This is a genomic window from Nocardia sp. CA-136227, from assembly GCF_050955695.1.
Lineage (GTDB): Bacteria > Actinomycetota > Actinomycetes > Mycobacteriales > Mycobacteriaceae > Nocardia.
On record NZ_CP192081.1, the window covers coordinates 1722859 to 1747838 of the forward strand.

At 70.1% G+C, this 24980-nt stretch carries 21 protein-coding genes and 1 pseudogene; 6 read left to right on the top strand and 16 right to left on the bottom strand.

The genetic code is table 11. The features are described from left to right. Positions 1-49: 49 nt before the first annotated feature. Both ACQP06_RS07610 and ACQP06_RS07615 read right to left on the bottom strand, forming a co-directional pair. A complete protein-coding gene (locus tag ACQP06_RS07610) occupies positions 50-697 on the bottom strand; it encodes a cyclase family protein (protein ID WP_433671511.1) in 648 nt (215 codons plus the stop codon). Between the two features lies 1 nt (position 698). Then, on the bottom strand, positions 699-1535 hold the full coding sequence (locus ACQP06_RS07615; protein WP_433671513.1) for a class I SAM-dependent methyltransferase: 837 nt from the start codon (positions 1533-1535) through the stop codon (positions 699-701). 85 nt (positions 1536-1620) lie between these two features. On the opposite strand from ACQP06_RS07615, the gene ACQP06_RS07620 reads away from it, so the two are divergent. After that, entirely contained in the window at positions 1621-2049 is a 429-nt protein-coding gene (locus tag ACQP06_RS07620; protein WP_433671515.1) for a helix-turn-helix domain-containing protein, read from the top strand. A gap of 17 nt (positions 2050-2066) precedes the next feature. Here ACQP06_RS07620 and bla read toward each other — a convergent pair whose 3' ends face one another. Both bla and ACQP06_RS07630 read right to left on the bottom strand, forming a co-directional pair. Further along, positions 2067-2975 (bottom strand): class A beta-lactamase, encoded by a 909-nt coding sequence (gene bla / locus ACQP06_RS07625; protein WP_433671516.1) that lies wholly within the window; start codon positions 2973-2975, stop codon positions 2067-2069. A gap of 47 nt (positions 2976-3022) precedes the next feature. Beyond that, complete coding sequence (locus ACQP06_RS07630) at positions 3023-4801, bottom strand: penicillin-binding transpeptidase domain-containing protein (protein ID WP_433671518.1); 1779 nt, start codon at positions 4799-4801, stop codon at positions 3023-3025. A 154-nt stretch (positions 4802-4955) separates the two neighbouring features. Here ACQP06_RS07630 and ACQP06_RS07635 point away from each other — a divergent pair, with 154 nt between their 5' ends. Then, positions 4956-5861, top strand: coding sequence for a serine hydrolase (locus ACQP06_RS07635; protein WP_433671520.1), 906 nt, complete (start codon positions 4956-4958; stop codon positions 5859-5861). Here ACQP06_RS07635 and ACQP06_RS07640 read toward each other — a convergent pair. Together ACQP06_RS07640 and ACQP06_RS07645 are read right to left on the bottom strand one after the other, a co-directional pair. Further along, the gene (locus ACQP06_RS07640; RefSeq protein WP_379277195.1) at positions 5810-6763 is read right to left on the bottom strand and encodes a LysR substrate-binding domain-containing protein; all 954 of its coding nucleotides are present in this window, start codon (positions 6761-6763) and stop codon (positions 5810-5812) included. The genes ACQP06_RS07635 and ACQP06_RS07640 overlap by 52 nt on opposite strands. Before the next feature lie 36 nt (positions 6764-6799). After that, positions 6800-7654: a thioesterase family protein gene (locus tag ACQP06_RS07645; protein WP_433671522.1), complete on the bottom strand. Its 855-nt coding sequence runs from the start codon at positions 7652-7654 to the stop codon at positions 6800-6802. A gap of 148 nt (positions 7655-7802) precedes the next feature. On the opposite strand from ACQP06_RS07645, the gene ACQP06_RS07650 reads away from it, so the two are divergent. Next, a complete protein-coding gene (locus ACQP06_RS07650) occupies positions 7803-7985 on the top strand; it encodes a YegP family protein (protein ID WP_433671523.1) in 183 nt (60 codons plus the stop codon). A 55-nt stretch (positions 7986-8040) separates the two neighbouring features. Here the strand turns inward: ACQP06_RS07650 and ACQP06_RS07655 are convergent, their stop codons facing one another. Then, positions 8041-8970, bottom strand: coding sequence for a LysR family transcriptional regulator (locus tag ACQP06_RS07655; protein ID WP_433671525.1), 930 nt, complete (start codon positions 8968-8970; stop codon positions 8041-8043). A 71-nt stretch (positions 8971-9041) separates the two neighbouring features. Here ACQP06_RS07655 and ACQP06_RS07660 point away from each other — a divergent pair. Beyond that, positions 9042-9275, top strand: a pseudogene (locus ACQP06_RS07660) (indolepyruvate ferredoxin oxidoreductase subunit alpha); the annotation flags it as partial. Between the two features lie 11 nt (positions 9276-9286). Here ACQP06_RS07660 and ACQP06_RS07665 read toward each other — a convergent pair. The 4 genes from ACQP06_RS07665 to ACQP06_RS07680 all read right to left on the bottom strand — a co-directional run bounded on the left by ACQP06_RS07665 (position 9287) and on the right by ACQP06_RS07680 (position 16294). Continuing rightward, the gene (locus tag ACQP06_RS07665; RefSeq protein ID WP_433671526.1) at positions 9287-10795 is read right to left on the bottom strand and encodes an amino acid permease; all 1509 of its coding nucleotides are present in this window, start codon (positions 10793-10795) and stop codon (positions 9287-9289) included. 32 nt (positions 10796-10827) lie between these two features. Then, positions 10828-11898: a Glu/Leu/Phe/Val dehydrogenase dimerization domain-containing protein gene (locus ACQP06_RS07670; protein WP_433673264.1), complete on the bottom strand. Its 1071-nt coding sequence runs from the start codon at positions 11896-11898 to the stop codon at positions 10828-10830. A 245-nt stretch (positions 11899-12143) separates the two neighbouring features. Continuing rightward, positions 12144-15638, bottom strand: a complete 3495-nt coding sequence (locus tag ACQP06_RS07675) for an indolepyruvate ferredoxin oxidoreductase family protein (RefSeq protein ID WP_433671528.1) — start codon at positions 15636-15638, stop codon at positions 12144-12146. A gap of 170 nt (positions 15639-15808) precedes the next feature. Beyond that, the gene (locus ACQP06_RS07680) at positions 15809-16294 is read right to left on the bottom strand and encodes an Lrp/AsnC family transcriptional regulator (RefSeq protein WP_379277190.1); all 486 of its coding nucleotides are present in this window, start codon (positions 16292-16294) and stop codon (positions 15809-15811) included. 85 nt (positions 16295-16379) lie between these two features. Between ACQP06_RS07680 and ACQP06_RS07685 the strand changes: the two genes are divergently transcribed. After that, positions 16380-16994: an LppP/LprE family lipoprotein gene (locus ACQP06_RS07685; RefSeq protein ID WP_433671530.1), complete on the top strand. Its 615-nt coding sequence runs from the start codon at positions 16380-16382 to the stop codon at positions 16992-16994. 65 nt (positions 16995-17059) lie between these two features. Here the strand turns inward: ACQP06_RS07685 and hutH are convergent, their stop codons facing one another. From hutH to hutU, 5 genes are all read right to left on the bottom strand, one after another. Beyond that, entirely contained in the window at positions 17060-18646 is a 1587-nt protein-coding gene (gene hutH / locus ACQP06_RS07690) for a histidine ammonia-lyase (RefSeq protein ID WP_433671532.1), read from the bottom strand. 26 nt (positions 18647-18672) lie between these two features. Beyond that, positions 18673-20085 (bottom strand): amino acid permease, encoded by a 1413-nt coding sequence (locus tag ACQP06_RS07695; protein ID WP_433671534.1) that lies wholly within the window; start codon positions 20083-20085, stop codon positions 18673-18675. Between the two features lie 117 nt (positions 20086-20202). Then, on the bottom strand, positions 20203-21162 hold the full coding sequence (gene hutG / locus ACQP06_RS07700; protein ID WP_433671536.1) for a formimidoylglutamase: 960 nt from the start codon (positions 21160-21162) through the stop codon (positions 20203-20205). Continuing rightward, on the bottom strand, positions 21159-22346 hold the full coding sequence (gene hutI / locus ACQP06_RS07705) for an imidazolonepropionase (protein ID WP_433671538.1): 1188 nt from the start codon (positions 22344-22346) through the stop codon (positions 21159-21161). The genes hutG and hutI overlap by 4 nt, the downstream gene beginning before the upstream one ends. A 6-nt stretch (positions 22347-22352) precedes the next feature. Next, positions 22353-24023: a urocanate hydratase gene (hutU, locus tag ACQP06_RS07710; RefSeq protein WP_433671539.1), complete on the bottom strand. Its 1671-nt coding sequence runs from the start codon at positions 24021-24023 to the stop codon at positions 22353-22355. 197 nt (positions 24024-24220) lie between these two features. Here hutU and hutC point away from each other — a divergent pair, with 197 nt between their 5' ends. Continuing rightward, positions 24221-24976 carry a histidine utilization repressor gene (gene hutC, locus ACQP06_RS07715; protein WP_433673265.1) on the top strand — a complete coding sequence of 252 codons (756 nt, stop codon included), beginning with the start codon at positions 24221-24223 and terminating at the stop codon, positions 24974-24976. The last annotated feature ends 4 nt before the right edge of the window (positions 24977-24980 follow it).

A 24980-nucleotide genomic window follows, 5' to 3' on the forward strand; every position in this document is an offset into this window, starting at 1 on the left:
GGGACATCGCGTGACCTGCGCCGCAAAATGCGACACACTGACGTTTCTCTCACATTCCGACGCGCGCCACCGCCCGCACCGGAGCCCCGTCCGCCCCGGGCAGCCGCAGCGGGAACAGCGACACTTCCACCCGCTGACCGGCCTCCTGCGCCGCCAGCACCGCCGCCAGACCGGTCAGATTCTCGGCGATCACGGCGTGCGCCCCGCACAGGATCCGATGCACCGGAATCTCCTCGGCGGGGGTCGGGTCCACGCTGAGCGCGTCGATGCCGACCGTCCGCACCCCCGACGCGACCAGATACTCGGCGGCCGCCACGGTCAGATGCGGATGGTTCAGGTACTCGTGCGTGCCCCAGTGCTCCGACCATCCGGTCGCCACCAGCACGATCACGCCCGCAGCCACCCGCCCCTCGAAGTACTCGCGCCCGATCGGCCGACCGCCGCCCGTGGCTCGCGCGTCCACCACGACGGCCGGTCCGGTGAATCGCTCCAGCGGCAGCTCGTCGAGGGCGGGCAGGGCGTCGTCGATGTGCCGGGGCGCGTCCACGTGCGTGCCCGTCTGCGAACCCATGTCAAGGTGCAGCACATTGACGCCGTCGGCGGCCACGGTCAGCGCGGGTCGCACGGTCACCTCGGGATCGCCCGGGTAGACGGGCATGCCGGATCGGATCGGCACGGAGAGATCGAGGATGGGCATGTCAGCCGTGCTCCGGGGCGGTGGCGCGCAGCAGCCAGCAGGCGGCGGTGAAGCGGGCCGCGCCGTCGTGGACGAAGGGTTCGAAGGCGGCGCGGACGACCTCGACGACCTTCGCGCGGGTCGCCTCGTCGGCCTCGAGCAGCGCCAGGCCGACCGGTCCCAATCGGGAGACGTAGCCGGTGAGTTCGGATTCGGGCAGCGCGCAGTCGGCGTCGACCGGGGTGATGTCGATATCGGTCCAGCCGGCGTCGGCCAGGATCCCGGCCACCCGGTCGCGGTCGGCGAACCCGAATTGCCCAGGGGCGTCCGGGATTCGGGGCCCGAGATCGGGGAGCAGCGGGGCGGCCGCGTCTTCCGCGGTGGTGAAGAACGGGTTGTCGGCGGCGGCCCGCCACACGACACAGGCCAGCCGTCCGCCGGATCGGGTGGCGTGGCGCAGATTGGTGAACGCGGCCACCGGGTCGGCGAAGAACATCACCCCGAAACGGGACATGACGAGGTCGTGGACCGGGTCGAAGGTGTGGGTCTGGGCGTCGGCGCACACGAAATCCACCGGGAGGCCGGCCCGTTCGGCATTGGCGCGGGCCGCCTCGAGCATCGGCTCGGCGATATCGACGCCGGTGCAGCGTGCGCCCGTCGCGCGGGCGACGGCCAGGGTGGTGCCGCCGGTGCCGCAGCCGACATCCAGCACCCGCCGGGCGCCGTCGGTGCGTGCGGTCTCGACCAGCAGGTCCTCGAGCGGCCGCAGCACCCGGCCGATCAGGTCCTGGAAGTCGACCCAGGCGGTGCCGGAGGTGGCCCAGCGGTCGGATTGATCCTTGTCGAGCGGTGTCGTCATGATCGCTGTCCTTCATCGGGGAACGGACGGAGAACTACACTGTCTCAATTCAAGCCGACTCGAGGTCAAGTACGAGGTAACCCCGATGACCAGCCTGGACATCGCCGAGGTGGTCCGCCGCACCGGCGTCCCCGCCTCGACCCTGCGCTACTACGAGGAACGCGGCCTGATCGCGTCCACCGGCCGGCGCGGCCTGCGCCGCCAGTTCGACAGTTCCGTGCTCGAACAGCTGGCCCTCATCTCGCTGGGCCGCACCGCCGGATTCTCCCTCGACGACATCGTGCTGGTCTTCGGCCCGCAGGGCGAACTCCGGGTGGATCGGGCCCTGCTCACCGGCAAGGCCGACGAATTGGACCGCACCATCACGCAGATGACCGCGGTCCGGGACGGCCTCCGGCATGCCGCCGCCTGTCCCGCCCCGAGTCACGCCGAATGCCCGAGCTTCCGGCGCATCCTGCTGGGCGTGATGGCGGGCGAGATCGGCGTCACCGAGGCGATGAGCGGACCGAAATGACTGCGTGACAGGTCATTTCAGCGGACGGCGTGCACGGCTTCCTTGGTGAGCGCGGCCACCAGCGGATTGTCGTAGGCCGCGTCCTTGTCCGGCTTGGCGGTGAGTACCACGATCACCAGCGGCGCGGACCCGTCGGCGGGCCAGGTGACGGCGGCGTCGTTGGCGGTGCCGTAGTCGCCGGAACCGGTCTTGTCGCCGGTCTTCCAGTCCGCGGGCAGTCCGGCGCGGATGCGGGCGTCGCCGGTGGTATTGGCGAGCAGCCATGCGGTCAGCTGCTTGCGTTCCGGATCGGCGAGGGTATTGCCGACGACCAGCTTCCGATAGTCGCCGGCCAGGGCGGCCGGGGTCGTGGTGTCGCGCTCGTCGCCGGGGATATCGGTGTTGAGCTCCGGCTCCCAGCGGTCGCTGCGCGTCTTGTCGTCGCCGAGCAACCGTAGGAACTGGGTCAATCCCTGTGGGCCGCCGAGCAATTCGAGCAGCTGATTGCCCGCGGTGTTGTCGCTGCGGGTGATGGCGGCGTCACAGAGTTCGCTCACCGACATCCCCGTGTCCACCCGGGTGCTGGTGACCGGCGAGCCCGTCACCACCTTGTCCGCGCCGAAATGGATGACCTGGTCGAAGAATCCGCTGGCGAGGGGATGCATCTTCAGGAGCGCGCCGCAGGCCAGGCCCTTGAACGTGGAGTTGAAGGTGAAGCGTTCGTCCTGCCGGTAGCCGACGGTCGTGCCGGTGCCGGTGTCGATCACGAAGACGCCCGCCCGCGCGCCGTGCTGCTCCTCGAGCGCCCGCAGGGCGGCGTCGTTCGGCGCGGACGTGGTCGACGGCTCGTTGTGGGTGGCCTCGCTTTTCGAGTCGGTGCCGCAGGCCGCGAACAGCGGCGTGAGCACGAGTAGCGATGCCAGGGCGCGGTATTTCAGGGTCGGCAAAACAAGCCTTTCAATCGGTTTCGAGCGGTGTGGAGTGTTGCGGCTGGTCAGCGCGGTGCGCGCAGCATGCGGCCCGCGGCCTGCACGGCCGGGTCGGAACTGCCCGCGTCGCTGATGAAGACGGCGAAGGCGAGATCGCCGTCGATGCCGACGAACCAGCCGTGCGCGTGCTTGTCGTCGATGTATTCGGCGGTGCCGGTCTTGCCGAGCAGGCCGGGGATGTCGCGCAGGGCGGTGGCGGTGCCGCCGGTGATGGTCTCGCGCATCATGGATTTCACCTGATCGGCGATGCCGGGCGGCAGGGCCGGTGGCTGCCGGTCGGGCTTGCCGGGTTGACCCTGCACGATCGCCGGCGGCATGACCGACCCGTGGGCGAGGGACGCCGCCAGCAGCGCCATGCCGAACGGCGACGCGGTCACCTTGCCCTGCCCGATGCCCTCCTCCACCCGCAGGGCGGGTGTGTCGGCGGTGGGCACCTTGCCGGTGACGGTGGTCAATCCCGGTGTCACGTAGTCGATGCCGAGTCCGAGCTGGGCGGCGGCATTGGTCAGCCCGTCCGGCGGCAGCTGCACGGCCAGCCGTCCCATGGTGGTGTTACAGGACCGCGCGAAGGCGGTGTGCAGCGGCACCTGGCCGAGGTCGAAGTTGTTGTCGTTGGGGATCTCCCGGCCCTCGATGTTCTCCTTGCCGGGGCAGGCGACGGTGGTGTCCGGGGTGACCTGACCGGCCTGGAGGGCGGCCGACACGGTCACGGTCTTGAAGGTGGAGCCCGGCGGATACAGCCCGGTCAATCCGATCGGACCCTGCGCGTCGGCGGGCGCGTTCTGCGCCATGGCCAGCACTTCACCGGTGGAGGGCCGCAGCGCCACGATGGCCGCCGGGGTGGTGATCGGGGCCAGCGCCGCCTCGGCCGCGCGTTGCAGGCCGACGTCGAGGGTGGTGCGAATATCGGTGACCGGCTGGGGATCCGGGCCGCCGACCCGCTGGGTGCCGTCGCTGCCCTGGGCGCGGACCGCCCATCCGGCGGCGGCGTCGGCCCGCTGCTGCCACAGCTCCGACAGGCCCGAGAAGGTCGGTGAGGCGAGTGCCTTGTCGACGGCCAGCAGTCGCGTCTGCTGCGCGGTCGTCACGTTCGCCAGCGTGGTGAGCGCGGATTGAACGGTGGCGTAATCGGATTCGCGGAGGGTGACCGCGGTGACCGGCTTCCCCTGCGCCGCGGCCAGATCCGCTTGCAGGCTCGCGGCGGTGATGTCGGGCGCGACCGGTTGCAGTGCCGCCGCGACGGCCGCGGGGTCCGCGCCGGGCGCGACGTTCACCAGGGTCACCGCCTGCTGGGTGAGCAGCGGGCCACCGGTGCTGTCCAGGACCTTGGCCGGGTCGGGGTAGGCGACGGCGTAGGACAGCGGGCCGATGTTCAGGCCGGGCGCGATGGTGGCCGGGTCCCAGCGGATCTTCCAGTCACTCCCGGAGCGTTCGGCGCGGCCCGCGGTGGTGTAGGTCCACTCGTTCTTGCCGTCCTTGCCCAGCTTCCAGGTGGCGGAGAGGGCGAAGGTGCCGCCGTCGTCGGTCTTCTCGACCTTGCTCGCCGCGAAACGCACCTGTTTGCCGAGGTTGTCGTACAGCGTTCCCAGCGTGGTCGAGGCGGTGGCCGGATCGCTGGTCGCGGTCGCGGCGGCCGGGACGTCGTCGCGGGTCAGCGCGTCAACGAAGGCGTCGACGGTCTTGGACAATCCGGACGTGGGATCCGAGCCCGAGCACCCGGTCGCCGCCACCAGTACGGCCGCGACACAGATACCGGTGCTTGCCCTCCTGCTGAAAGCTGCCATGACAGCCACCCCAACACGGATCAGCACCCGGTGTCCAAGACCAACACGGATGAGAACCGATAAGCGTTTCGTTATCGTCGCAGCGCAAGGCCCACAGGCTCGCGAAGTATCGGGCGGTTGACGGCCCGATCCGGGCGCCGGGAATGCTGGGGGAGTGGAAGCGATCTTCGGGACGGCCGGTGTCGAAGGCCGCGTGCACGCCCGCTGTCTGAACTGTGACGGCGAATTCGGCTGGGCCGCCGACGAACCGGTGGTGCTGTCCTCGGTGGTGAAGGTGCCGCTGGTGCTGGAGTTCGCGCGGCAGGTCGCGGCCGGGCAGCTCGATCCCGCCGACCGGGTGCGCGCCACGGCCGCGGACCGGCTGGGCGGGGTGGGGTCGGCGGGCTGCCACGACGATGTCGAGTACAGCCTGCGCGACGCCGCCTACTTCGCGCTCACGGTCAGCGACAACACCGCCGCGGACCTGCTGTTCGACCGCGTCGGCGTCGACAACGTCCGCTCCCTGGTCCGCGAGCTCGGGCTCGCCGACACCCGGGTGATGGGGTCGATTCGCGACATCCTGTACCTGATGGCCGAGGACATCGGCGCGCGTGACCTGCTCGAATTCGCTCGGCGCTACCCCGAATCCAGTCCGGAGGAGGTGTTCGGCAGCCGGGCGGTGGATCCGCTGCGCACCACCGCCGGGACCGCCCGCGACATGACGCGCCTGCTGACGCTCATCGGCCGCGACCTGGCGGGCCCGCCCGAGGCGTGCCGGTTCGTGCGAGATCTCATGCGCCAGCAGGTGTACGGGCATCGGCTGCCGTCGGCGTTCCCGCCCGGGACCGACATCTGGTCCAAGACCGGGACGCTGCCGGGCATCCGCAACGAGATCGGCGTCGTCGAGTATCCGGACGGAAGTCGTTACGCCGTAGCGGTTTTCACGGTGTCACACAATCTGGCCGGTCGGCAGCCGGTGGTGGACCGGGCGATCGGGACGGCCGCGCTGACGGCCATCGAGCGCATCGATCACTGCCTGCCCGCGACCACATCCCACGGGCGGCGCTGCGGCGCGTCCTGAAGCGGGGCCGGGGGCGCGACGCCGTCGCCCTGCACCACCGACACGATGAGCTCGGCGAATTCCCGCACCAGCGGATGCGGGGCGGCGGCGGGCCAGGTCAGGGCGAGTCGCCAGCTCAGCGTGCCCTCGGGCAGCGGCCGCCACACCACCCGCGGCTCCTTCTGCGCCACCAGGCCGGTGTCGAAGGCGACGCCGCGACCCGACAGCACCATGCCGAGCACGAACTCCGGATTGACCGCGTGCTGCACCGAGGCGGGGTGGAAGCCGTGCTCCCAGCAGGTGCGCAGGGTGGCGTCGTAGAGGCCGGGGGCGGCGGCGCGCGGGAAGATCACCAGGCCGTGCCCGCTCAGGTCGGCCAGGGTGAGGGAAGTCCGCTGGGCCAGTGGGGAATCCCGGGGCAGCACCACGCCGAGCGGGGTCTCCACGGCCGGACCGGATTCGAGGCCGGGCGTCTCGGCGGGATATTGCAGCAGGCCCGCGTCCAGTTCCCGTTCGCCGAGCAGGCGGACCTGTTCGGCGGTGGTCAGCTCCTGTAGGTCCACCCGCACCTGGCGGTTCTCGAACGCGGTCAGCATGGCGGCCAGCACCCGGCCGGCCAGTTCGGGCGGCACGCCCACCCGCAGCGCGTCGACCTCGCCGCGGTGGGCCTTGTCGACCAGCGATTTCGCGCGTTCCCAGCGGGCGATCAGGTCGCGGGCCTCGACCAGCAGGATCTGTCCGGCCTCGGTGAGTTCCACGCGGCGGCTGTCGCGGTCGAGCAGCCGCGCGCCGAGCTCGCTCTCCAGCTTGCGGATGCGCTGGCTCAGCGCGGGCTGGGCGATCCGCAGCCGCTCGGCCGCGCGGCCGAAGTGCAACTCCTCGGCGACGGCGATGAAGTAGCGCAGCTGACGCAGCGGGTCCATCCCGTCGACGATATAGGTTTCCTTATCGCCGGGTGGTCAGGCCCGGGCGCGCACCTCGAGGATCTGCAGGCAGCGTCCGATCGGGCCCTGCTGGTCGTGCAGGACGGTCGAGCACAGGCCGACCCCGTCGGGTCCGATCGAGGTCTCCACTGCCAGGCCGATCCACTCGCCGACCGGCAGCCGGAACAGGTCGATGGTCAGGTCGGTGTTGAGGAAGGTGAAGTGCCGCGGATCCAGGCGTGCGCCAACGCCATTGGCCACGTCCGCGACCGAGAACACGCGCACCAGGGGTGAGATCTCCTCGCCCTCGACCACCTCGACGAGGGGCTTGACCCACACCCGCCGGGTGATGTCGTCGCTCTCCACGCCGCGCAGGTCCACCGACTTCACGTAGCCGACGTCCCAGCCGGCGGGCAGGCCCCAGCTGACCTTGCCCTCTTCCGGTACGGGCGGCAGCGGGGCATCGGCTGCGTGTGCGACCTGGGAGGTGTCCGTCGTGGCGATCCGCCAGGCCGCGGCCTTGGCCACCACGCGGGTACTGCCGTCGGGCTGCGGTGCCACCAGTTCTGCCGCCACCAGCTCGACCCGCTTGCCGGGCCGCTCGATCCAGGCGCGAACCTCGATCTCTCCCACCGGAATCGGGCCGAGGATCTCCATGGTCAGCCGCGCGATCCGCGTGCCCTCCCGGGGTGCGCACCGTTCCACCGCGCGGGCCAGCAGTGCCGAAGGCGGTGCGCCGTGCTGCATGGTTGCCGCCCACACGCTCACCGTGGACGCGGTGGCCCGGTATCGCTCGAATCCGTCGCGCTGGGACTCCAGCGCGAGGAAGTACGCCCTGGTCCCGGCCTCGTCCCCGGAGACCGCCTGATCTGCCGCTGTCGCATCCTGCATTCGGGTCACCCAGTCAACGTATCAGCCCACGTCCGACCCACTAGACGGTGTACGACAAACCCCCGCATGTCCATTCCGACCGTTCGGCATTCGAGCCCATACCCTGAGGCATGTCAGATGCACTTTCCAGGCGTGGAACGAGGTAGTCATGTCAGGCAAGTTCGAGCTGTTCGCTGATGCGGCCGACAAATTCCGGTGGCGGCTCAAGGCCGGCAACGGCGAGGTTATCGCGCAGAGCCAGGCCTACGCGAGCAAGGACGCGGCGAAGAAGGGCATCGCCTCGGTCCAGACCAATGCCGCGGGCGCGGCCATCGCGGACCTCACCGATTAGCCCGACCCGAGCGAGGCTCCGTCGCAGCTGATTCCGCGGCGGGGCCGCCGCGCGTTCAATGCCGCTGTGTCCGAGCCGCTTCGATGCGGGCGGCCAGATCGACCAGCTCGGCCGCCGGACCGGTCGGCGGCGTGCGCCGATGCCAGATGGCCCGGAACTTCCTCGTCAACGGCGTCGATTCGGCCAGCGGAACGGCGCGCAGCGTGCCCGCCCGCAGTTCGTGCGCCACGATCAGCCGGCTCACCACCGCCGGTGCCGCCCCGCTGCGAGCGGTCGCGAGAATCGCCGCAGCGGAACCGAGTTCGGCGGCAGGCGGGGCCGGTGTCCCGTGAATCTCGAGGGTCTCCCACACCGTGTCCCGGGTGCCCGAGCCGCGTTCGCGCCACAGCAGCGGAGTGTCGGCGAGTTCACGCGCGGTCAGCGGTCGGCGGCGGGTGGCCCATCGGTGACTCGGCGCGACGACCACCACCAGCTCGTCCGCGGCGAGCACCCGGCTGCCCAATCCCGGTGGCGGATGCGGTCCTTCGACGAATCCGAGCTCGGCGTCGCGATCGCCGACCGCCGCCGTCACCTGCCGCGAGTTGGCCACGTCCAGGACCACCGCCAGCTCCGGATGGATCTTCCGCAGCGCGGTCAGCCAGTGCGGAATCCGGTGGTCGGCAATGGTCGTCGAGGCCATGAGGCGCAGGCTCGGCCGCTCCACGCGGTGCAGGGCGGTAATGCCCTCGGTCAGCGCCAGCGCGGCCGCGAGCACCGGACGGCCCAGCTCGACCACCGCCTGCCCGGCATCGGTGAGCACCGATCCCGTGCGCCCGCGATCCAGCAGCCGTAACCCGAGCCGCCGTTCCAGCGCGCTGATCCGCATACTGGCGGCGGGCTGGCTGATGCCGTGCCGCCGCGCGGCCGCGCCGAGACTGCCCAGTTCGGCGACCGAGACCAGCAGGGCCAGCACGTCCAGGTCGGGCGTACCGGGCGGCAGGATCATAAGGACAGCTTATGACGTGATCAGCGTTCGGGCGCTACCTGACCACCGGAAACGGCCGGAGGATCAGCACCATGACTTTCGTGATCGGCGCGGACTGCGTGGACGTTCTGGACAAGGCCTGCATCGAGGAATGCCCGATCGACTGCATCGTGGTCGGCGAGCGGATGGCCTACATCAACCCCGACGAGTGCATCGACTGCGCGGCCTGCGAACCGGTCTGCCCCGTCGAGGCGATCCACTACGAGGACGACCTGCCCCCGGAGCAGGAGCAGTTCGTCCTCGTGAACAGCCGGTTCTTCACCGATGGGGTGCAGATCTAGGGGACCGGGTCCGGTTCTCGGTCCGGGATGGCTTCCGCGGCGGGGGCCTTCCGCCGGCCGAGGACGGAATGGGAACGGCTGTAGGCGAAGTAGATGACGATGCCCAGGGCCATCCAAATGACGAACCGGATCCAGGTCTCGATGGACAGGTTGAGCATCAGCCACAGGCAGGCCAGGGCGGCCAGGACGGGGATGAGGGGGACCAGCGGGACGCGGAAGCCGCGCTTCAGGTCGGGGCGGGTGCGGCGCAGGATCGGGACGCCCAGGGAGACCAGGACGAACGCGACCAGGGTGCCGATATTGACCATTTCCTCGAGGGTGCCGAAGTCTACGAAACCGGCCAGGAGAGCGCAGATCACGCCGACCAGGACGGTCAGCCGGACGGGGGTGCCGTGCTTGCCGGTGTGGGCCAGACCGCGGGGCAGCAGGCCGTCGCGGGCCATGGCGAACAGGACCCGGGTCTGTCCCAGGAACATGACCATGACGACGGTCGACAGGCCCGCCAGCGCGCCGATGGAGATGATGTTCTTCACCCAGGTCGCGCCGTGGATGGCGAAAGCGGTTGCCAGGGTGGCATTCCCGCTCGCCAGTTCGGTGTAGGGGACCATGCCGGTGAGGATCAGCGAGACCGCCACGTACAGCACGGTGACGATGGCCAGCGAGGCGAAGATGCCGCGCGGGACGTCGCGCTGCGGATTGCGGGTCTCCTCGGCGGTGGTGGCCACCACGTCGAAGCCGACGAACGCGAAGAACACCAGCGAGGCCGCGGCCAGCAGGCCGTACCAGCCGAAACTGGTTCCGCCGGAACCGGTCAGGAAGGAGAACAGCGACTGGTGCACGCCGCCCGCCTGCTCCGAAGGCTGGGCCGGGGGAATGTAGGGGGTCAGGTTGGAGGCCTTGAAGTAGGTCGCGCCGACCACCAGCACCAGCGCGATCACGGCCAGCTTGATGGCCACCGCCACCGCCGAGACCCGCGAGGACAGCTTGGTGCCGGTCGCCAGCAGCGTGCCGACCACGGCGATGATCACCACCGCGCCCCAGTCGAAGGTGATGGACCCGATGTGCGCGACCGGGCTCACCACCCCGTGCAGCACCTCGCCGAGATACTGCGACCACCCCTTGGCGACCACCGACACCGCGAGCGCGAACTCCAGAATCAGATCCCAGCCGATGATCCAGGCGATGACCTCGCCGAATGTGGCGTACGCGAACGTGTACGCACTGCCCGCCACCGGCACGGTCGAGGCGAATTCGGCGTAGCACAACGCGGTCAGCCCGCACGCGACGGCCGCGAACACGAAGGCCAGCGAGACCGAGGGTCCCGCCACCGTGCCCGCGGTCCGGGCGGTGAGCGTGAAGATGCCCGCCCCGATGACCACGGCGACACCGAAGATGGTCAGATCCCGCGCGGTCAGATCCTTGCGCAGTTTGGAATCCGGTTCATCGGTATCCCGGATCGATTGCTCGACCGATTTGGTGCGGAACACTCCGCTCACGAACGCCACAGTGCGTCTCCTTTCCGAAATTCGGTGCGGTGTCAGCGAACTCGCGGGATGGCGTCGAGCCGCCGTTCCGCGAACCTGTTCGCCGCCGCACCGGTGCCGATGCCCTCGGCCCGGGATTCCGCGATGATGTCGCGGCAGCGGTCGAAGATGCCCCTCACTGCGTCTTCGACCTCGGCCGGCGCCGCGTGCCGCAGCTCACCGGCCACCTGAACCAGCCCACCCGCATTGGCCACGAAATCCGGGACCCAGGTGATGCCGCGCTCGTTCAGGGCGTATTCCACCGCGGGCGTGGCCAACTGGTTGTTGGCCGCCCCGCAGACGAGCTTCGCCTCGATGGCCTCGGCGCTCGACGCGGTGAGCGTGCCGCCGAGGGCGCAAGGGGCGTAGACGTCGACCGGAGCCGTGGACACGGTGCTCAACAGTCGAACCGAGGGGTGATCGGTCGAAATGCGTTCCAGCGCCGCGGTGTTCACGTCGGTGGCGCAGACCTCCGCGCCGTCGGCCAGCAGCAGCTGGATCAGTTCGCGGCCGACCTTGCCGACGCCCTCGACGCCGACCGTACGTCCCGCCAGCGTCGGTGCGCCCCACACGGATTCGGCTCCGGCGCGCATGGCGTTGAACACGCCGAGGGCGGTGAGCCGCGCGCTGTCGCCGGACCCGCCCGCCGCGGTGCTGCGCCCGGTCACGTAGCCGGTATGGCGGCCGATCGCGTCCAGATCGTCGGTGTCGGTGCCCACGTCACCGGCCGTGATGTACCGCCCGCCGAGGGATTCCACGAAGCGCGCGTAGGCGGCGAACAACTCCTCGCTCTTGTCCAGCGCCGGATCGCCGATGATGACGGCCTTGCCGCCGCCCAGATCCACCCCGGCGGCCGCGGCCTTGTAGGTCATGCCCCACGACAGCCGCAGCACATCGTCCAGCGCGGCCGCCTCGGAGGCGTACGGGTACATCCGGGTGCCGCCGAGCGCCGGGCCGAGCGTGGTCGAGTGGATCGCGATGATCGCCTTGAGTCCGCTGCGGTCGTCCTCGCAGAACACCACCTGCTCGTGTCGCCGGGCGCTCAGTTCGTGCGAGCGGCCGAAAACCCCTGCGTCGGTGTGCATTGCGGTCACGGTCGATTCCTTTCGTGGACGCCGCTCGTGGCGGCGGGGTGGGTGGCCGCGGGGTGGGCGGCCGGGCGCTGCCGGACGAGCGGCAGCAGTGGGTGGCCGCGGCGGTAGCGCCGGGGCGAGCGGGTGTGGGTGTCCACGCGACGTCTCGGCGGCGCGCGTCACCCGGCTCCGGCGGCAGGACCAGGCCGCTGCCGGAACACGGTGGGTAGGTGTGGAATTGAGTGGTGAGCTGTCGGTCAGCCGTCGAGGCCGAGTTCGCGCAGGCGGGTGCGGTACCGCTCGACGTTGCCGAGCTTCACGTCCTCGTAGCCCCGGACCAGGTCGGGCAGGGCCGCCGCCTCGACGGCGGTGGCGTACCCGTCGACGGTGAGACCGGCCGCGAGCCGCCGCACCATGCCGGTGTACTGGGACAGCAGTTCCCGCTCCACCTTCCGGACATGGGCGTAGCCGAAGGGGTCGAGCTTGGTGCCGCGCAGCGCCTTGCCTTTGGCGAGCAGCTTCAGGGCCACATGGGATTTCGGGGTGAGACCGATCTTCTTCTCGCGGCCCAGCGCGCGCAGCACCGGCGGGTGCAGCTTGTAGGTGAGGTTCTCCCCGCCGGGGACCTGCGCCTCGACCTCGGCCAGGAACGCGGGATCGACCAGCAGTCGCGCGACCTCGTACTCGTCCTTGTAGGCGGTGAACTTGAACAGCCCGCGCGCCACGGCCTCGGTGAACTCGGTGCGCTCGGTGACCGCGCGCTCGGCGGTCCACGCGGCCTGGACGGTGTTGATGTAGCGGCGGGCGACCTTCACGTTCTGGTAGCCGATCAGTTCGGCGGCCCGCAGTTCCACCAGCCGCCGGACCTCGCCGTCGAAGCCGGTGCCCGCCAGCAGTTCGGCGGGCGCGACCCGCGGAGCACGCTGTGCCGCACCGGAATCGGTGGCCGCGGCGAACGCGGCCGGATCGGCGATGGCCACCCGGCCCCAGCGGAAGGCCGCGACATTGGCCGATACCGCGACACCGTTGATGCCGATCGCCTCCTCGATGGCCGCGGCGGGCAGCCGCAGGCCGCCGGTCTGGAAGGCCGCGCCGACCATCAGGAAGTTGGCGGCGGCGGTGGTGCCGAACAGGTGTTGCGCGGCGGCCAGGGCGTCGAAGCCGACCTGCGAATCCGATACCGTCGCCAGCCGATCCAGCAGCGACCCGGTCTCCGGGTAGGCGACCGACTTGTCGTAGACCATGTCACCGGTCGGGGTCTTGCTGGTCGAGGCGACGACGACGGTTCCGTCCGGGTTGCCGTACTGGAGGTTCTTGGGGTCGGCGGCGGTCAGCAGGTCGATGGCCATGATGCAGTCCGCGCTACCGGGGGTGAGCCGGTTCGACGGCTCCAATTCCGTGGTGGAGAACCGCAGATGCGACAGCACCGGCCCGGCCTTCTGGCTCAATCCGATCTGATCGAGGCTCTCGACCGCGTACCCGGCGCGCAGCGCGGCCGTGGCCAGCACCTGGTTGACCGTCACGATGCCGGTGCCGCCGATGCCGGCGATGAGCACGTTCTGCGTGCCCAGCGGAGCGCCGAGGCCCGGATCGGCCACGGCGGGCGGTTCGGTGGGCTTGCGCCGCATGCCGCGGACGCGCTGGGAGCCCTTGCCGCCCTTGGCATCCGGTCGCAGTTCCACCGTGACGAATGACGGGCAGTCCCCGTCCAGGCAGCTGTAGTCGGTATTGCACGAGGTCTGGTCGATGCGCGTCTTGCGCCCGAACTCGGTCTCCACCGGCTGCACCGACAGGCAGTTGGACTTGGTGCCGCAGTCGCCGCAGCCCTCGCACACCGCCTCGTTGATCACCACGCGGGTATTGCGCACCGGCAGTGTGCCGCGCTTGCGCTGTCGCCGGGCGTCGGCGGCACAGTGCTGGTCGTAGATCAGCACCGTCACGCCCTTGACCTCGCGCAGCATCTTCTGCGCCTCGTCGAGCCGATCGCGATGCCACAGCAGCGTGCCCTTGGCCAGAGCTCTCCTGTTGTGCCGCTTGGGATCGTCGGCGCAGATGATGATCTGCCGGACGCCCTCCATGGTCAGCTTGTGGGTCAGCTCGGCGACCGTCAGCCCGCCTTCCACGTCCTGCGCGCCGGTCATGGCGACGACCTCGTTGTAGAGCAGCTTGTAGGTGATGTTCACCCCTGCCGCCACGCACGCCTGCACGGCCAGCTGGCCGGAGTGGAAGAAGGTGCCGTCGCCGATGTTCTGGAACAGGTGCGGCACATCGGTGAACGGGGCCTGCCCGATCCACTGGCTGCCCTCGCCGCCCATCTGGGTGAGGCCGGTGACCGCGCTGTCGCTGCGCCCGGACAGGGTGACCAGGGTGTGGCAGCCGATGCCGCCACCGCCGATGGACCCCTCGGGCAGGGCGGTGGAGCGGTTGTGCGGGCAGCCGCTGCAGAAGTACGGGGTGCGCTTGGCCGACAGCACCTCCAGCGACAGCGCCGGGGGCGGAGCCTTCTTCAGCTCGACGTGGTCGCGCAGCACCCGGCGCAGCGGGCCGAGCAGGCGGCCGGCGGTGAGCTCGCCGTCGAAGGGCATGAGCGGCAGGCCGTTCCCGTCCAGCTTGCCGAGGATGCGCGGGGCGTCGGCGGTGCCGTACAGGATCTCGCGGATCTGGGTCTCGACGAAGGCGGTCTTGTCCTCCACCACGATGATCTGTTCCAGGCCGCGCGCGAACTCCGTGACCCGCTGTGCGCCGACGGGATACGGCATGCCGATGCGCAGCAGACGGATGCTGGCCCGGTGCATGGCCGCCTCGTCGACGCCGAGATCGTGCAGGCCCTGCCGGACCGCGTCGAAGGTGGTGCCGGTGGCCGCGATCCCGATCCGCGCGTGCACCGGATCGACCTCGATGACGTCGAGATCATTGGCGGCGCCGAAGGCGCGCACGGTGGCCCAGCGCGGCCCGTACAGATCGGCCTCGGCGAGCACGCTGTCGGCGGGGGCCGCCATGGGCCGCTGCCGGTAGGCGAAAGTCCTGCCCTCCCACCGCACTTCGGGCACCGCGATGGGCAGGTTCGCGACCGAGCCGTCCACCGTCCAGGCCCCGTCGGCGACATCGGCCACGATCTTCAGCGCCACGACGCACCCCGAGGCCCGCGACAACGCGATGCCCTGCATCCCCATGGTGATGATCTCGCGGGCATTGCGCGGGAACAGCACGGGCACACCCATGGCGGCCAGCGACCGTTCGCTCACCGCGGGCACGGTCGAGGACTTCGAGGCCGGGTCGTCGCCGACCAGCAGCAGCACGCCGCCGCGCGGATTCACCCCGTACATGTTCGCGTGCCGGATGGCGTCGGTGGCCCGGTCCACGCCGGGGCCCTTGCCGTACCAGACGCCGACCACGCCGTCGTGGGTCGGCGTCCCGGCGGGCAGATCGGCCTGGCTACCCCAGACCGCCGTGGCCGCGAGCTCCTCGTTGAAGCCGGGCACGAAGGCGATGTCGTGTTCGGTCAGCACGGTCGGCATGCCCAGCAGCATCTTGTCGACCCCGCCCAGCGGGCTGCCCTGATACCCGGACACGAAGGTCGCGACCCGGTGACCGGCGCGCATATCCCGCACCTGCTGTTCCACCAGCAGGCGGGCGATGGCCTGCACGCCGGTGAGGAGGACCGGACCCGCGCCCGACCGGTAGCGGTCGGCGAGGTCGTAGGGCGTAGCCGGTTCGGCCTGTGGTGCAGGCGCGCAGGCAACGTCGGTCATGAACAGTCACCACACTCTCCACAGCTCAGATTGTGAGCTGCAACGAAGGGACCAAGCGATCGGTGCTGCGAAATCTGCCGTGAAGGGTGATCTGTGTCAACAGTCGGGCGAAAAGTTGATCAGACTGCTCAAAAGTGATCTGGAACACTGTGACGTGCGCAGCATTCTGGTCAGCCGGGGGCCGGGTGACTCGTCAGATGCTCGACGAGCGGCAGCGACCGGTATTCGATCGGCGTCGCCAGCGCCAGCATGGTCTCGGTGTGCTTGACCCCGGTGATGGCGTGCACCCGCTGGATGACGCCGAGCAGATCCGGCTGTGACCGGGCCGCCACCCGGACCAGCAGGTCGCCGCGCCCGGTGGTGGCGTGCACCTCGAGCACGTTCGGGAACGCGCGCAACGACTCCACGATGTCGTTCATCTTGTTCTGGTCCAGTTCGATGCCGAGGAAGGCGTGTACCGCGAACCCGATGGCCTCGAGATCCACGTCCGGCGGATACCCCCGGACCACCCCGGCCGCCTCCAGCCGTTTCATCCGCGCCTGCACGGTGTTCCGCGCGATCCCGAGCCGCTGTGCCAATTCCAGGATCGGCACCCGCGGGTCGGCCGCCAGTTCCCGGAGCAGCGCGGAATCGAGCGCGTCGATCTTGATGCTCATGCCGCATTCTCGCACAGCGATTCTCGATAACACCGCTGCTCACATGGCCGATGATGGAGGCGTGAAGCGTGCTCGGGGAGGACCCATGAAGACCAGGTCAGCGGCTCTGTTCGCGATGGCGGCCGCCGTGGTGGCGGTGACCACCGCGTGCGATCCGGGGTCGTCGACGGGCCCGGTGACGACCAGTCCCGCCGGTCCGGCGGCGACCGTCCCCGGCGGCCCGGCCACCACCGCGGCGGGGAGTCCCGCGCCGACCACCGCCTCGGGGCAGCCGGGCACCGCTCCCGCGGGGAGCGGGCACGGGCTGTGCTTCGACATCAACTCCGACCTGGCGCGCGCCGCCATCGCCAAGCTGAATCCGCCGCCGGTCGGCGGCTGGAAGACCGGGCAGGCGGGGGAGGTGGCGCTCGACTCGGGCTGCGACGGGGTGCTGTCGTGGATGATGGTGAACTCCGACACCAATCATCCGTACACGCACGTGCTGTTCTTCACCGGCGGCAGGTTTCTGGGCACGGCCACCTCCGATCCGTACATGTACACGCAGGTCAGCGGCAAGACGCGGAACTCGCTCTCACTGACCTACCGGTGGCTGAACAACAGCGATCCGATGTGCTGTCCCCAAGGCGGTCCCAGCGTCGTCACCTTCACGCTCAACGGCACCGAAGTGAAAGCGGACGGTCAGTTCCCGCCGCACGCCTGACCTGTCGCTCGTGAGAGAGGCCCGGAACCAACAGGTTCCGGGCCTCTCTCCGACAAGACCGAGGGTCAGGCCAGCGGGCCGACCACCGACTCCGCACCCGCCAGCAGCTCACCCGAGGCCGCCAGGCGCACGACCGCCTCGATCTCCGGAGCCAGGTAGCGGTCCGGGCCCGGACCCTGCACCGATTCGCGAATCCGGTCGCGGACGGCGGCGGTCGCGGGGGACGGCTCCAGCGGCGCGCGCAGGTCCAGGGCGCGGGCCGCGGTGAGGGCCTCGATGGCCAGCACCCGGGTCAGGCCGTCGATGGCGCGGCGCAGCTTGCGGGCCGCCGACCAGCCCATGGAAACGTGGTCCTCCTGCATGGCCGAGGAGGGGATCGAGTCCACGCTCGCGGGCGCGGCCAGGCGCTTGAGCTCGGAGACGATCGCGGCCTGCGTGTACTGGGCGATCATGTGGCCGCTGTCCACGCCGGGATCGTCGGCCAGGAACGGCGGCAGGCCGTGGTTGCGGGCCCGGTCCAGGAAGCGGTCGGTGCGGCGTTCGCTGATGCTGGCCACGTCGGCGACCACGATGGCCAGGAAGTCGAGCACGTAGGCGACCGGCGCGCCGTGGAAGTTGCCGTTGGACTCCACCCGCCCGTCGAGGGTGACCACCGGATTGTCGACGGCGCTGGCCAATTCGTAGGACGCGATCAGCTCGGCGTGCGCGAGGGTGTCGCGGGCGCCGCCGGCCACCTGCGGGGCGCAGCGCAGCGAGTACGCGTCCTGCACCACCGTGCAGTCGGGGGTGGCGTGGCTGGCCACGATGCCCGAACCCTGCAGCAGCCGAACCATGTTCGAGGCGGCCAGCGCCTGGCCCGGCTGCGGGCGCAGGGCCTGCAGGTCGGCGGCGAACACCTTGTCGGTGCCCAGCAGGCCCTCGACGCTCATCGACGCGGTGACGTCGGCCAGGCGCAGCAGCCGGCGCAGATCGTGGCAGGCCAGCACCAGCATGCCGAGCATGCCGTCGGTGCCGTTGATCAGCGCCAGGCCCTCCTTCTCGGCGAAGACCATCGGCTCCAGGCCGGCCGCGGCCAGGGCCTGCGCGGCGGGCATCAGCGTGCCCTCCGCGTCGCGCACCATGCCCTCGCCCATGACCGCGAGGGCGACGTGCGACAGGGGAGCCAGGTCGCCGGAACAGCCGAGGCTGCCGTATTCGTGCACCACCGGCGTGATCCCCGCCGACAGCATGGCGGCATACGCCTGGGCGACCTCCACGCGCACGCCGGTCCGGCCGGTCGCCAGCGTGGACAGCCGCAGCAGCATGAGCGCCCGGATCACCTCACGCTCGACCTCCGCGCCCGAGCCGGCCGCGTGCGAGCGAACCAGGCTGCGCTGCAGCTGGGTTCGCAGTTCCAGCGGAATGTGGCGGGTGGCCAGGGCTCCGAATCCGGTGGATACGCCGTAGACCGGCTTCGGGTCGGCGGCGAGCGCCTCGATGCGGGTGCGGCTGGCCGCGATCACGGTGAGCGCGTCCTCCGACAGTCGCACGGCGGCGTTGCCGCGGGCGACCCGGACCACGTCCTCGGGGGTGAGGGCGCCGACGCCGACGACGACTTCGGCGTCGGAGGCTGCGGTGTTTTCCTCGGAGAGTCGGAGAGTGTTCGCGCTCATCGTGATGGTGTCCTATCGAATCTTGTTCAGGGCAGGGCGATTTCCGGGGCCGGATCGGTGAGGGCCGCCGGAACGGGTTGGGTTGTTGCGGGCCGGACCCACAGCCGGAAGGCGGCGGTGAGCAGGACCAGCCAGACGGCTCCGACGACCAGCGCCACCCGGGTGTCGGCGTCGAAGGCGAGCAGGAGGATGACGAATGCCAGGCCCGCGATCGCGGCGACCGGCAGGTACGGCCAGAACGGCACCGGGAACTTCAGCTGTGCGGCTTCCTCCGCGCTCATCTGCTTGCGCGAGCGGAAGTGCGACAGCAGGATCATCAGCCACACGAAGACCGTGGCGAAGGTGGCGATCGAGGCGATGACCACGAAGACCCGGTCCGGGATCAGGTAGTTGAGCACCACGCCGACCAGCAGGGCCGACACCATGATGACCACGGTCATCCACGGCACACCGTTGCTGGAGACCCGCCGCATCACCGCGGGGGCCTGCCCGCGCAGGGCCATGCCGTACATCATCCGGCCCGCGCCGAAGATATTGCTGTTGATGGCCGACAGCGCGGCGGTGATCACCACGATGTTCAGCACGGTCGCGGCCGAGCTCAGGCCCAGGCTGTCGAAGATCTGGACGAACGGGCTGCCCTCGTCGCCGATCTGGTTCCACGGCGTGACGGCCATGATCACGGCCAGGGTGAGGATGTAGAACAGCATGATGCGGGCGGGCACGGTGTTGATCGCGCGCGGGATGGTGCGCTCGGGGTCCTCCGCCTCGCCGGCGGTGACGCCGATGATCTCCGAGCCTCCGAAGGCGAACATGACGATCGCGAAGCAGCCGAGGAAGCCGCCGATCCCGTTGGCGAAGAAGCCGCCGCCGGCGTTCAGGTTGGACAGGCCGGTGCTGGTGTCGTGGATGCCGAATCCCCAGATGAGAACCGCGATCCCGCCGGCGATCATGGCGATGATGGCGACCACCTTGACCAGGCTGAACCAGAATTCGAGTTCACCGAAGACCTTGACGTTGAGCAGGTTGATCGCGCCGATGAAGAAGACGATCGCCAGCACCCAGATCCAGCGGGGCACATCGGGGTACCAGAACCCCATGTAGACGCCGAAGGCGGTGGTGTCGGCCAGCAGCACGATGACCATTTCGAAGACGTAGGTCCAGCCGGTCAGGAACCCGGCCAGCGGACCGATGTGCTGGCTGGCGTACTCGCCGAACGACCCGGACACCGGGTTGCGGACGGCCATTTCGCCGAGCGCCCGCAGCACGATGAAGATGACCGCGCCGCCGATCAGGTAGGCCAGCAGGACCGAGGGGCCGGCCTTCTTGATCGCTTCGGCCGAGCCGTAGAACAGGCCGGTGCCGATCGCGGATCCGAGTGCGATGAATCGGATGTGGCGGGCGGTGAGACCCCGGGTCAGGGTCGAGGAGATGTCTTTCACGGATCGGACTCCCTGATGTTGTTCACGACGCAGTTCGACAGGGATTGTGAGTGCGTTCACACATGTATAGGGCTGTCTATACAACTGTGTCAAGAGTGTTCAGTTACACGACGGCAACTAATCTAGAGTGCTGCCACGCCGAGTCACGATCCGGTGGATCAGTCGAGCGGCCGTACGCGCGGTTCGATGGTCGATATCGAGGTCGGGATTCAGTTCCGCCACATCCAGCAAGGCGAGCTTCCCGCTGTGCGCGACCAGGTCACATACCCGTTCGATGACCTCCAGCGGCACGCCGTACGCGGCGGGCGCGCTGACACCCGGGGCGGCCGCCGCGGGCAGGACATCCAGGTCAATGGTCATATACAGGACATCGACGGAGGCCAGGAACTCCTCGATGAAACCGCGCACGCCGGGGAGATCCATGGCGGTGCAGTCCTCATCGAGCCGATATCGCACGCCCAGGGCCGCGGCGGTGTCGAACAGGGCCACGGTATTGCTCGGCTGGGAGATGCCCAGCACCGCGTAGTTCAGCGTCCGCCCGGCCTCGGCCTCGCGCTCGGCCATCTGCCGGAACGGCGTGCCCGAGCTGGGTGTCGAGTCGCCGCGCAGGTCGAAATGGGCGTCGAGGTTGAGTACGCCCAGGCGCGCTCCCGATGCGACGGCCTGCGAGGCGGCGATGCCGAGATAGCTGCCGTAGGCGACTTCGTGGCCGCCGCCGAGGACCGTCACGAAGTGCCCGGCGTCGAGCAGTTCGGTCACCACCGCGCCCAGGCGCCGCTGGCCGGATTCCAGATCCCCGTCCTCGACCGCGACGTCACCGGCGTCCATGGCGCTTGCCGGGCAGGGGAGCGCCATGGACGACAGTGCCTGCCGCAGCGCGGCTGGTCCGGCGGCAGCTCCGGTCCGCCCCTTGTTGCGGCGGACCCCCTCATCGCTGCTGAAGCCGACCAGAACGCTTGCTCCGGAAGGGGTTTCGGGGGAGTAGGGAGTGATCGCGCTGTGCCAGCGCAGATGGGCGGCGCCCGGGCCGTCGTCGCGCCCCGACCAGGAGGCGGGCGGGTGATCGACAGCGGTCATAGCCGGTGACCGTCCTTCCAGATCTCGCGCACCAGCGCCACACCGGGCCGGTAGGCCAGATACAGGTGCGAGGGTGCGTCCAGTGCGATCAGATCGGCGCGCGCACCGACCCGGATATGCCCGATGTTGTTGCGCCGCAACGCGGCCGCGCCGCCCGCGGTGGCCGCCCACACGGCTTCGTCCGGGCTCATGTGCATTTCGCGCACGGCCAGTGCGATACAGAACGGAATGCTCGTGGTGTAGCAGGTTCCCGGGTTGCAGTCGGCGGCCAATGCGACGGTCACGCCCGCGTCGAGCAGGGCGCGGGCGTCGGGATACTTGTTGCGCGTGGAGAAGTCGGCTCCCGGCAGCAGGGTCGCGACCGTGCTGCTCGCCGCCAGCGCCTCGACATCCTCGTCGGTGGTGTAGGTGACGTGATCGACCGAGGCCGCGCCCAGCTCGGCGGCCAGCCGGACGCCGGCGCCGTAGCTGAGCTGGTTGCCGTGCACCCGCGGGGTGAGCCCGGCGGCGATGCCCGCCTCGAGCACCGCCCGGGACTGGTCGGCGTCGAAGGCGCCCTCCTCGCAGAAGACGTCGATCCATTTGGCGTGCGGCGCGCACGCCGGGATCATCTCGTCGATGACCAGCCGCACGTAATCGTCGCTGCGCCCGGCGAACTCCGGCGGGGTGACGTGCGCGGCCAGCAGGGTCGTCTCCGGCGTGTGCCGGGCGATGACCTCGAGGCTCCGCAACTCGTCGGCAACGGTCTGCCCGTAGCCGGACTTGGACTCGATCGTGGTGGTGCCGGTCCGCGCGGCCTCGGCGACCAGCCGGGCCATGTTCGCGTCCAGGGTCGCGTCGGTCGCGGCGCGGGTGGCGGCGATGGTGGTGCGGATGCCGCCCGCGCCGTAGGGCGCGCCCGTCATGCGGGCCGCGAACTCCTCCGACCGTTCCCCGCCGAACACCAGATGTGCGTGACTGTCGACGAATCCGGGCAGGGCGGCGCGGCCTTCCAGGTCCACCCGCGTTCCGGCGCTGCCTTCGGGCAGGCGGGCCCGTGGGCCGACCCACTGGATCAGGCCGTCGCCGAGCACCACCGCGGCATCGCGGAGCACGCCGAGCGGTCCTGCGCCGAGCTCGGGATCATTGGTGACCAGCGCGCCGATATTGTCGACGACCGTCCACTGCCCGGATTCGTGTCGCATGTGGGTTCAGCTCTCCTGCATCGGGATTCGAACGCCGCGGGTCGCGGCCACCTCGGCGGCGTGCTGGTAGCCGGCGTCGACGTGGCGGATCACGCCCATGGCGGGGTCGTTGCTCAGCACCCGCTCGAGCTTGCGGGCGGCCAGCTCGGTGCCATCGGCGATACACACCTGACCGGCGTGGATGGACCGGCCCATGCCGACGCCGCCGCCGTGGTGGATCGACACCCACGAGGCCCCGGACGCGGTGTTGACCAGCGCGTTGAGCAGCGGCCAGTCGGCGATGGCGTCGGAGCCGTCGGCCATGGCCTCGGTCTCGCGATAGGGGGAGGCCACCGAACCGGAGTCCAGGTGATCGCGGCCGATGGCGAGCGGCGCGGACAGCTCGCCGGAGGCGACCATCTCGTTGAACTTCAGTCCGGCGCGGTGGCGTTCGCCGTAGCCGAGCCAGCAGATGCGCGCGGGCAGGCCCTCGAAGTGCACCTTCTCCTGCGCCATGGTGATCCAGCGCTTGAGGTGCTCGTTCTCCGGGAACAGGTCGAGAATGGCCTGATCGGTGGCGGCGATGTCCTTCGGGTCGCCCGACAGCGCGGCCCAGCGGAACGGGCCCAGGCCCTCCTCGAACAGCGGCCGGATGTAGGCGGGCACGAAGCCGGGGAATTCGAAGGCGCGGTCGTAGCCGCCCTTGCGGGCCTCGTCGCGGATGGAGTTGCCGTAGTCGAACACCTCGGCGCCGGCGTCCATGAACCCGACCATCGCCTCGACGTGGGCGGCCATGGACTTGCGGGCCTCGGTGGTGAACCACTCGGGGTCCTCGGCGGCGCGCCGGTGCCAGTCGGTGACGTCGACGCCCAGCGGCAGGTAGGACAGCGGGTCGTGGGCGGAGGTCTGGTCGGTGACGATGTCGATCGGCGCGCCCATGGCGAGCAGGCGCGGGAAGATCTCCGCGGCATTGCCGACCACGCCGATGGACAGCGGTTCCCGCGCGTCGCGCTTCTGGATCGCCAATTCCAGTGCGGCTTCGAGGCTTTCGGCCTTGACGTCGAGGTAGCCGTGCGCGATGCGGCGGTCGATGCGGGTCACGTCGACGTCGACGCAGATCGCGACGCCGTCGTTCATGGTCACCGCGAGCGGCTGCGCGCCGCCCATGCCGCCGACGCCGGCGGTCAGGGTGATGGTGCCGGCCAGGGTGCCGCCGAAACGCTTGCGCGCCACCGCGCCGAAGGTCTCGTAGGTGCCCTGCAGGATGCCCTGGCTGCCGATGTAGATCCACGAGCCCGCGGTCATCTGGCCGTACATCATCAGGCCCTCGGCCTCGAGCTTGCGGAACTGCTCCCAGTTGGCCCAGTCGCCGACCAGGTTGGAGTTGGCCAGCAGCACCCGCGGCGCCCATTCGCTGGTCCGCATGACGCCGACCGGCTTGCCGGACTGGACCAGCAGGGTCTCATCGTCCCGCAGCGTCTTCAGGGTCCGCACGATGGCGTCGTAGGCGTCCCAGCTGCGGGCCGCGCGCCCGGTGCCGCCGTAGACGACCAGATCGTCGGGGCGCTCGGCGACCTCGGGGTCGAGGTTGTTCATCAGCATCCGCAGGGCGCCCTCCTGCTGCCAGCCGAGGCAGTTCAGTTCGGTGCCGCGCGGCGCGCGGACCGGGCGGGGGCCGGACGGGGTGTTGGTGGTCATCGGGACTCCTGTGTACTGACTGGTGGTGATGCCCATAACAGTCCGGATTCGAGGCCTGGAACAGCGTCGGCGGCCAGAATTCTCGGATCTCAGACACGTGACGGTCGCGGCTGCCCGGATCCGCGCCGATACACTCGGTCCCGAACGTGCGGGTGTCCACCGATGGGCAGGATGTGGGACAGGTGACGAATGTGGCCATGGACGAGGTGGATATCGCGGCGCTGTACGCGGCTCGCAGCCACGGCGCGGCCCCGGCGTATCAGCGCGTCAAGGACATGATCGCGGAACAGATCGTGGCGGGCCGCTGGCGTGAGGGCGAGCTGCTGCCCTCGGAGAATCAGCTGGTCGGTGCGCTGGGGCTGTCGCGCATGACGATCAATCGCGCACTGCGTGAACTGAGCGCCGACGGGCTGGTGGATCGGCTGATCGGCGTCGGCACCTTCGTGGCCGGGCGCAAGGTCAGCTCGGCGCTGGTCGAAGTGCGCAATATCGCCGACGAGATCCACGACCGCGGACACGGGCACCGGGCCGAGGTGGTGTCACTGGAGCAGCGCGCGGCGGACCCGGCGATCGCTCAGGAGCTCGGGGTCGAAGAGGGCAGCACCGTATTCCATTCGAAGCTGGTGCATTTCGAGGACGGCCTGGCCATCCAGCTCGAGGACCGCTTCGTGAATCCCGAACTCGCGCCCCGCTATCTCGAACAGGACTTCACCACCACGACGCCCAACACCTATCTGGTGACGGTGGCCCCGCTCGGCCGGGGCGAGCATGTCGTGGAAGCGGTGCTGCCGACCGCCGACGAGTGCGCGCTGCTCGGGCTCGACGAGACGGAGCCGTGCCTGCTGATCCGCCGCCGGACCTGGTCCGAAGACCGGCTGGTCAGCGCGGCTCGGCTGCTGCACCCCGGTTCCCGCTACCGGCTCGCGGGAACCTTCGACGTGCAAGGTTCGTAAGGGA

What these genes read in the sequence shown, in the direction of transcription:
- ACQP06_RS07610 (WP_433671511.1), bottom strand. Translation starts at nt 697, where the DNA reads ATGCCCATCCTCGATCTCTCCGTGCCGATCCGATCCGGCATGCCCGTC.
- ACQP06_RS07615 (WP_433671513.1), bottom strand. Translation starts at nt 1,535, where the DNA reads ATGACGACACCGCTCGACAAGGATCAATCCGACCGCTGGGCCACCTCC.
- ACQP06_RS07620 (WP_433671515.1), top strand. Translation starts at nt 1,621, where the DNA reads ATGACCAGCCTGGACATCGCCGAGGTGGTCCGCCGCACCGGCGTCCCC.
- ACQP06_RS07630 (WP_433671518.1), bottom strand. Translation starts at nt 4,801, where the DNA reads ATGGCAGCTTTCAGCAGGAGGGCAAGCACCGGTATCTGTGTCGCGGCC.
- ACQP06_RS07640 (WP_379277195.1), bottom strand. Translation starts at nt 6,763, where the DNA reads ATGGACCCGCTGCGTCAGCTGCGCTACTTCATCGCCGTCGCCGAGGAG.
- ACQP06_RS07645 (WP_433671522.1), bottom strand. Translation starts at nt 7,654, where the DNA reads ATGCAGGATGCGACAGCGGCAGATCAGGCGGTCTCCGGGGACGAGGCC.
- ACQP06_RS07650 (WP_433671523.1), top strand. Translation starts at nt 7,803, where the DNA reads ATGTCAGGCAAGTTCGAGCTGTTCGCTGATGCGGCCGACAAATTCCGG.
- ACQP06_RS07655 (WP_433671525.1), bottom strand. Translation starts at nt 8,970, where the DNA reads ATGATCCTGCCGCCCGGTACGCCCGACCTGGACGTGCTGGCCCTGCTG.
- ACQP06_RS07670 (WP_433673264.1), bottom strand. Translation starts at nt 11,898, where the DNA reads ATGCACACCGACGCAGGGGTTTTCGGCCGCTCGCACGAACTGAGCGCC.
- ACQP06_RS07675 (WP_433671528.1), bottom strand. Translation starts at nt 15,638, where the DNA reads ATGACCGACGTTGCCTGCGCGCCTGCACCACAGGCCGAACCGGCTACG.
- ACQP06_RS07680 (WP_379277190.1), bottom strand. Translation starts at nt 16,294, where the DNA reads ATGAGCATCAAGATCGACGCGCTCGATTCCGCGCTGCTCCGGGAACTG.
- ACQP06_RS07685 (WP_433671530.1), top strand. Translation starts at nt 16,380, where the DNA reads ATGAAGACCAGGTCAGCGGCTCTGTTCGCGATGGCGGCCGCCGTGGTG.
- hutH (WP_433671532.1), bottom strand. Translation starts at nt 18,646, where the DNA reads ATGAGCGCGAACACTCTCCGACTCTCCGAGGAAAACACCGCAGCCTCC.
- hutG (WP_433671536.1), bottom strand. Translation starts at nt 21,162, where the DNA reads ATGACCGCTGTCGATCACCCGCCCGCCTCCTGGTCGGGGCGCGACGAC.
- hutI (WP_433671538.1), bottom strand. Translation starts at nt 22,346, where the DNA reads ATGCGACACGAATCCGGGCAGTGGACGGTCGTCGACAATATCGGCGCG.
- hutU (WP_433671539.1), bottom strand. Translation starts at nt 24,023, where the DNA reads ATGACCACCAACACCCCGTCCGGCCCCCGCCCGGTCCGCGCGCCGCGC.
- hutC (WP_433673265.1), top strand. Translation starts at nt 24,221, where the DNA reads ATGGACGAGGTGGATATCGCGGCGCTGTACGCGGCTCGCAGCCACGGC.